This is a genomic window from Sneathiella sp. (assembly GCF_041689005.1).
In the GTDB taxonomy this organism is placed as follows: domain Bacteria; phylum Pseudomonadota; class Alphaproteobacteria; order Sneathiellales; family Sneathiellaceae; genus Sneathiella.
Window position 1 is genome coordinate 1 of sequence record NZ_JBDNHC010000161.1, and the last position, 6,149, is coordinate 6,149.

The 6,149-nt window shown below is 55.6% G+C and carries 9 protein-coding genes; 1 reads left to right on the top strand and 8 read right to left on the bottom strand.

Annotation, left to right across the window (positions count from 1 at the left end):
* A partial coding sequence (locus tag ACESNI_RS17475) for a hypothetical protein (RefSeq protein WP_373089352.1) occupies positions 1 to 347 on the top strand: 347 nt, incomplete at its 5' end.
* A 236-nt stretch (positions 348 to 583) separates the two neighbouring features.
* Here the strand turns inward: ACESNI_RS17475 and ACESNI_RS17480 are convergent.
* The 8 genes from ACESNI_RS17480 to ACESNI_RS17515 form a co-directional block, all read right to left on the bottom strand.
* Complete coding sequence (locus tag ACESNI_RS17480) at positions 584 to 799, bottom strand: hypothetical protein (protein WP_373089354.1); 216 nt, start codon at positions 797 to 799, stop codon at positions 584 to 586.
* The gene (locus tag ACESNI_RS17485; RefSeq protein ID WP_373089356.1) at positions 777 to 1,034 is read right to left on the bottom strand and encodes a hypothetical protein; all 258 of its coding nucleotides are present in this window, start codon (positions 1,032 to 1,034) and stop codon (positions 777 to 779) included. The genes ACESNI_RS17480 and ACESNI_RS17485 overlap by 23 nt, the downstream gene beginning before the upstream one ends.
* Positions 1,035 to 1,040: 6 nt before the next feature.
* A complete protein-coding gene (locus ACESNI_RS17490; RefSeq protein WP_373089358.1) occupies positions 1,041 to 1,322 on the bottom strand; it encodes a hypothetical protein in 282 nt (93 codons plus the stop codon).
* Complete coding sequence (locus ACESNI_RS17495) at positions 1,319 to 2,839, bottom strand: DUF3987 domain-containing protein (RefSeq protein ID WP_373089360.1); 1,521 nt, start codon at positions 2,837 to 2,839, stop codon at positions 1,319 to 1,321. The genes ACESNI_RS17490 and ACESNI_RS17495 overlap by 4 nt, the downstream gene beginning before the upstream one ends.
* Entirely contained in the window at positions 2,829 to 3,095 is a 267-nt protein-coding gene (locus tag ACESNI_RS17500; RefSeq protein ID WP_373089362.1) for a hypothetical protein, read from the bottom strand. The genes ACESNI_RS17495 and ACESNI_RS17500 overlap by 11 nt, the downstream gene beginning before the upstream one ends.
* Entirely contained in the window at positions 3,088 to 3,285 is a 198-nt protein-coding gene (locus tag ACESNI_RS17505; protein WP_373089364.1) for a hypothetical protein, read from the bottom strand. Before ACESNI_RS17505 ends, ACESNI_RS17500 begins: the two co-directional genes overlap by 8 nt.
* 391 nt (positions 3,286 to 3,676) lie before the next feature.
* Entirely contained in the window at positions 3,677 to 5,137 is a 1,461-nt protein-coding gene (locus tag ACESNI_RS17510) for a hypothetical protein (protein ID WP_373089366.1), read from the bottom strand.
* On the bottom strand, positions 5,118 to 6,149 hold a 1,032-nt coding region (locus ACESNI_RS17515; protein ID WP_373089368.1), incomplete at its 5' end, for a tyrosine-type recombinase/integrase. The genes ACESNI_RS17515 and ACESNI_RS17510, both read right to left, overlap by 20 nt.

The window sequence follows — 6,149 nt, forward strand, 5'->3', positions numbered from 1 at the left end:
CCTGTGAGGTCAGCAACGTCTCGATTGTTGCGGTGGTAGAGTCTGAATTGAGGTATAATAGAATCCCGGTTGGAACACGCGCGCAGGCAATCGCGGATGAAGCCCTTACGCTGCGCGTCAACACAACTGCTGTGTTTAACCGGGGGGTGTGCGCTGTGGGGTATAACCTAGAAATGAGTAACTATCAGGAGATCGTTCTCAGTGTCACCGGAGAAAAGAGATGGGCGACAACCGTGCTTTGCCAGAAAGGTGGATTGATGACTGGGCCTGCTTTCGATTTGCAATCTCGGTTAAACGCGGAGTTTCGTGATTTGGCGAGCCAATGTATTTCTCAGTACCTGAAATAGTAGCTTGAGCGACGCTTGGTCTGCGTACCACTCGCCAACGCTTAAACAAAAAGGGCGGTAGACTAGAGCCTGTCGCCTTTGTTCATTCGGGGTTCTCTCGCCAGCCCCTGTCAGCCCCCTTCATGTAAGGCCGGGCTTCTGACCTGGGTTTCCCTTGCCGTTGGCGCCATACTTGTTGCGCCCGCTTTTACGGCTCATTTCTCAGGCCCGTCCATATCTCGCTTTGGAAACAGGCGCTAACGGTTGCGAATGCGTGCAGCGTCAAGCCGTTCGGCGATGCTCAGCTCCCGCCAGTCGGACTCCCTTTCCATCAAGGCTTTTGAGGGCTCCGGCAATCCAGCTCTCAGCCTCGCACGTCTAAGTTGGTCTGCAAGATTTCCGAAACGGATCTGATGGGCTTCCCGCTCCGGCGCTTTGCGTTCCAGTTTCTCAATTCGGTCTTTGATGGTCATCACGATCCTCCTTGTCTTGCTCAACACTGGCGAGAAACGCCTCCAGCTTTTGCGCAGCGGTCCTTTGCGGGGCCCCGGTGCCATTCTCGCAAGCCGGGTGGATGTAGCCTGTCGGCAGCGGTGGAAGCCCCAGGAAGGCTCTCAGCTTGCGGATCCCCGAGTTAGGATCATCAGCAGCATGGGCGGGCTCTTGCATCATGCGCTCCAGCCATTGAATACGTCGCTTGATGGTCATTTAATTTCACCGCCTTTCCTTCAGCCGGATGATGTTATTCGCGGCCACCTCGGCCTCTTTCCGGCTCATGCCGCCATCGTATTCCATGATGGCCGCGCGCTCCTCCAATTCCATCCAATCGGAAACGTGAGCGTCATGTTGTCCAACTCCGTTTTCTTGCTCCGCACCCGTGCCAAACGTGCCAATCGTGCCAATAGGCGGATTATCTCGGGCCTTTGGCCTATTTGGCACGATTGGCACGCCGGGGTCTTCGGGAATGTACTTTCGAACGGCCTCGCGCCAGCTCATGTCATGTTCTCCCTATGAAGAGCTGGATTGACATCGAAATGCTTTGCCCGGGTCTTGCCCTTTGAGATCCGCACCCAGCCGGATTTTTCAAGTAAACCGACAGCTGCATCAAAGAGCTTGGTTGCATCCTTGCTCCGTGCACCCAGAATACCCCACTCGCGCCGGGCATCCCTGAGATTGAAAGAGCGTAGGTCTTTCTGGTGGCAATGCTGAAGGATGGCTGCGGAAACGGCTTCTTCATCGGACTTGTTCGCGCCGTAGTGGACGCGCTGGATCTGCGGTACGATGTAATCCTCCACTAGGATAAGCGCGGCACCCAGATGCTCAGCTCCCGTTTCATTGGACGGATATTCAACCGTTGCATCAAAAGCCCAATCCAACACGTGCAGCACGCCTGCAATGCGGGCGACATAGCCGGGCAGCTTGCCGAACGCGCTACCGATCTTGCCGGGGGTGCCATGTCTGGACGCATTATCGTTGCTGTACCAATTATTGAATATCTCGAACGCTTCCGGGCTCAGGCCAAGGGTGAGCCCTCCCTCCGGTATAGAAAGGCCCGCTATGCGTTCGAGCGCACGGTCCATGTCATTCTGGTAGGTCCCCTCAGGAATGCACGTGGGCTTCGCCGGATTGGGCCAAAAAGGCAGGAGCCGCGCCATGAAGCCGTCATCGTCTCCATTGTGGCTCAGCAGGCTGCGCAAGCGCTCGGGCTGTATGCCGCCGAGAACAGAAAAGCCGTGCTTCGGTATGAATTTGTTGCCGTACTTCACCCGATCCAGCGAGAAGGGCCCATTGTTCCATGCTTCGAGGTAGAATGGACGGTCGGAGCCGGAGTTATAGCGCTCCAGGGCCGCAATAAGACCAACCAGTTCATCACGCTCAACTAGCAAGCCAAGCCCTGCGCGTTGTTCAACGTCAGCAAGCGCTTCCACTGTTGAATCCCCTACAAGGCACCGCGGCGGCTGGACACGCAGAGCTTCGAGGCGCTCCAGTTCTTGCCGCAACTCGGCTGCAGCCCTCTTGTCTCCACCAGGTGTCGTACTTGCCTTCAAGTCCGCAATCAGCCCGTCTACCTTTGCCTCATGGTCCGCAATCATCTGCTTCTGGATTGCGAAGAGGCGCTTGCGGATGGGCTTGGCAGCTGGTGTTTTGCCGGAACTGGGCGGGCCTATGATGGCGAGCCAAAGGATGAGCGGTTCATACCAGCTTTGGGTGATCCTCACTTCAACCGATTTGCCGATGAGGCCAGACACGGCACCCAGCAGAGTGGCCGCGACATAGTCCACAGGCGCATTGGCCCCCGCTGCTGCGCGCTGGATGTAGCCACCCGCCGCTCCGAAGCAATGCAGCGGCAGCCTCGGAGAACGTGGCATAGCCTCTCCGAAGAGGCCAAGATCAGGCTCCGGCCATGTACCAGTGTCCCCGCCGTTATGGTCAAAGCCGGTCAGGCAATCCACGGCCCGACCCGATTCGCGAGCCAATCCTGCCATCGCTGAAGTCCTGTAGTTATCTCTCATCCCGCCTCTCCTTCACGGAAAGGGCAAGGCGCACGCGGTCTTCGAGTGAGGCTCCCACAAGTCCCAGTTCATCATCATCTACAAGCGCGACCATCTGGAGACTGATCGATTTGAAGGCTGCACGCTGGCGGTGGGTGAAATCGGTATCGTCATAAAGCTCAAACATGAGGCCGATTGGAGGGCCAAGCGATTCACGCAGGAAGAAATAGCCGGCGGGATAATTGTAAATGCAAGCCGCTTCAGGGGGGTTACTCATGATCAGCCCCAACGTTGAGACCGGCCAGTTCGGCGACAAGCGCAGCGACAGATGGCGAGCGAACGCCAAGCCGCTGGATATGCGAAACGGCAAGGGGACGAGCGCGGCGACGGACGCTCTCAGCCCAGGCGAACAGTGGAAGTTCATAGTCATTGCGTGCACGACGGCTACGCGATATTCTCCGCTTCATCGAAACGTCTCCTTTGAGGGGTGATTTTTTCGAAAGACCCTGGCGGCGGAGTTGCAGTCCGCTCCGGGGTCGATTCTTATATGGGGCCAACATCAAGAGGCTTCAGATGTGCTATTGCGCTGACGCGTTTCGAGCCAAATTTCCACGTCTGCCCAACGGTAGCGAACCGAACGTCCCAAAGCGTACCAGCGAGGCGAATGAGGTTCTCCAAGCATTCGCCGCTTTGCCCAGGTAGTGGCTCCAGTGCCAGTGCGCCGAGCTAGCTCATTTGTGTCGATAAGTTCCATGTCCAGATACTCCGAAGTACGCCGGGGCATTCCGGCACACTGAGTATCTCTTGGGAAAGCAGTCGATAATATCCGGGTCGATTAAGGAATAATCATTGATCGATTTAGTCGGTTGGTTTCGTTTCTCTTTTTCTGCCCTTAGCCCCCCAGACATCGACTAAATGTTCAGGCAATAGATAATTCGCAGCGTCCCACAATCTCTGACGAGAACGCTCTGTATTCTCGGGAAATAGGTTCTCCAAAACGCGAGATTTCGAATGGGTGCGATAGTTCGCAGAATCAGCTTCTCGTTCTAAAAATTCAATTAGTTTCCAAAGCTGCTGCTTGTCTGGTGTATCCAACTTGATCTGACGAGTCTCATCGAACAAACCAATCGAACCTCTGCCAGTTGAAGGTTTAATCGGCGGACACATTTGGCGTATTTCAGCAGCTGACACGGTGATGTTATGCCAGCTTCTTTCAAAGTCCGATTCATTCTCTGCTGCAAATAACTTGTCTGGATACTGCTGCGAGAACAAATTGAGTGCGAACCAGTCAGCCTCGTCAATTTCCTGAAAGACTAATGCAGGTTTTAGAAGTCCCTTCGCAGAAATACTGCCCGCCTGCAGCTTTTGCGTAAGCTGTTCAGTAGCCGGTGTACAATTGACTGCGACGACGTCATCACTGTCATTAACAACTAGCGGTACGAAACTGAAATTTCCATAACCGATCTGTCGCGATGCCTCATGGTTTTTGTGCAACTGTTGGCATTCTCCATCAAAAGCAAGATAGGCTACTGCGAGTTCAACTGGCCACCATCGCAAGCCGAGGATGTACCCAATCCAATTGTCGCGGTCCTGGTCAGGCTTGACAACGAAGAAATCAACTAGAGCACTTCGATCAAAGAAAAGTCCGCCAATCAACGTCTCGCGAAAATCCACCGATCCTGTTTGTCGCCACAACTCAGAAAAGCGCGAGCTTGGATGGCCAGGCCAATTCACGAGGTCGAGCGAACCGGTGCGCAAGGAGATGCAAACACCTGTAGCGTCCTGCCGACGCCCATCCATAGCCTCGCGAACAATCTTGCCAGTTGCATCGTCGGGCAGTAGTGATGGCAGTTCAGCCAATATTTTTCCTAGAGCATCCCTCAACGCCCAAATTTTCTTAATTTGGTATCGCAAATGGTTAGACCAAGATTCCGCAAGCTGATCAAAGCTCTGACCACTTAAAGAAACGTACCGTCGCGCAGCTTTAAGAACCCTTTTTTCGGTCTCTTCGCGGCGTTCTTCGCCCGGGATTTTCCGAACTGCGTCATTAGAAATGAGGTCCAGCCACGGAAAGGGCGCTGGCCCGTCTTCTAGGGCAATGATGTGCTGGAAAACGCCGCGCCAAAAACGCATTGATTGCTCTGACCTCCCCATTTGGTGAGATGGTCTTGCAGCTTCGAAATTCTGGAGCGCGTTGGCTGGGATTCCTGCAAGCCAAGCGGCAGCTACACGAATTGAGATATTATCCGATTCAGGCAAGTCCTCCGCGACCAGCTCTTTCCGAAAATTCCAACCAGCTTCAATTGGTTCTTTCTGCACCTTGCGCCTCCCCGTTTTCTTCCGATTTCATTGCCCGGTGAAGAGCAGCTCCGATCTGGTTGGAAACCTGGCGGACCGGGTCGTTTGCCAAATGCGCATACCGCGCCGTTGTCGAGTCGTCCCTATGGCCGAGTAAAGCACCAATTACTGGCAGGCTGGCCCCTCCCGAAACTGCCATACTCGCAAAACTGTGGCGCAGGTCGTGGAGACGGACGCCCGCCAGTCCGGCATCATGCCGGATTCTCCGCCAAACCTTCGATGTACCCGCGTAATAGCCTTCCGACCGGGTTGCCGGAAATACGAAACCGGACGCGTTTTGACGTGGCACGGCTTTCAGGACTTCAAGCGCAGCGCCGTTCAGCATCACCAGCTTCTGCCCAGTCTTTGAGTCTGAAAGGCGGAGGTAGCAGTATTGCCAGTCCACTTCGGACCAGCGGACGCTTTCGATTTCGCCCTTGCGCGCTCCTGTCAGGACAAGCAGCCGAATGATGGCGAGCGCATAGGGGTTTTCCGCCTTTACTTCGGCCGCATCCAGCGCCGCGCCCAGTTTCGTCAACTCGGCCGCATCCAAGAAACGTTCGTTGCGGTTGTCGCGGTATCGCTTCACGCCGCGAACGGGATTTTCAGAGATCCAACCGGACTCGATCGCGAACGAAAATATGCCACCCAGTAGGCCAACCGTTCGCGTGGCGGTGCCCTTGCCGCCGCGAACAATCGCCCTGCCCCGCGCCTTTGTCTTAACGTCCACTGCTGTCTTGCCAGCAGCAACGTCCTGCAGGAACCGGGTAACGTCAGAGCGCTTCACGTCGGGCACGCGCATGCGGCCAAGCAGTGGCTTGATATGCCGCTCAATGCGCCCCCGATCCGTCGCCAGCGTGGACGCCTTCTTGGTCGCCGCACCATGTTCAAGGTATCGATCGCAAAGCTGGGCGACGGTAAGCACCATTTTTTCTGCCTGCTTGGCCGTTGCCGGGTCTTCCCCATGCGCGACAAGGCCGAGTATCTGGCTTGC

Excerpts from the sequence above, each read along its gene's own strand:
- ACESNI_RS17480 (WP_373089354.1), bottom strand. The coding sequence starts at position 799 with ATGACCATCAAAGACCGAATTGAGAAACTGGAACGCAAAGCGCCGGAG.
- ACESNI_RS17485 (WP_373089356.1), bottom strand. The coding sequence starts at position 1,034 with ATGACCATCAAGCGACGTATTCAATGGCTGGAGCGCATGATGCAAGAG.
- ACESNI_RS17500 (WP_373089362.1), bottom strand. The coding sequence starts at position 3,095 with ATGAGTAACCCCCCTGAAGCGGCTTGCATTTACAATTATCCCGCCGGC.
- ACESNI_RS17490 (WP_373089358.1), bottom strand. The coding sequence starts at position 1,322 with ATGAGCTGGCGCGAGGCCGTTCGAAAGTACATTCCCGAAGACCCCGGC.
- ACESNI_RS17495 (WP_373089360.1), bottom strand. The coding sequence starts at position 2,839 with ATGAGAGATAACTACAGGACTTCAGCGATGGCAGGATTGGCTCGCGAA.
- ACESNI_RS17505 (WP_373089364.1), bottom strand. The coding sequence starts at position 3,285 with ATGAAGCGGAGAATATCGCGTAGCCGTCGTGCACGCAATGACTATGAA.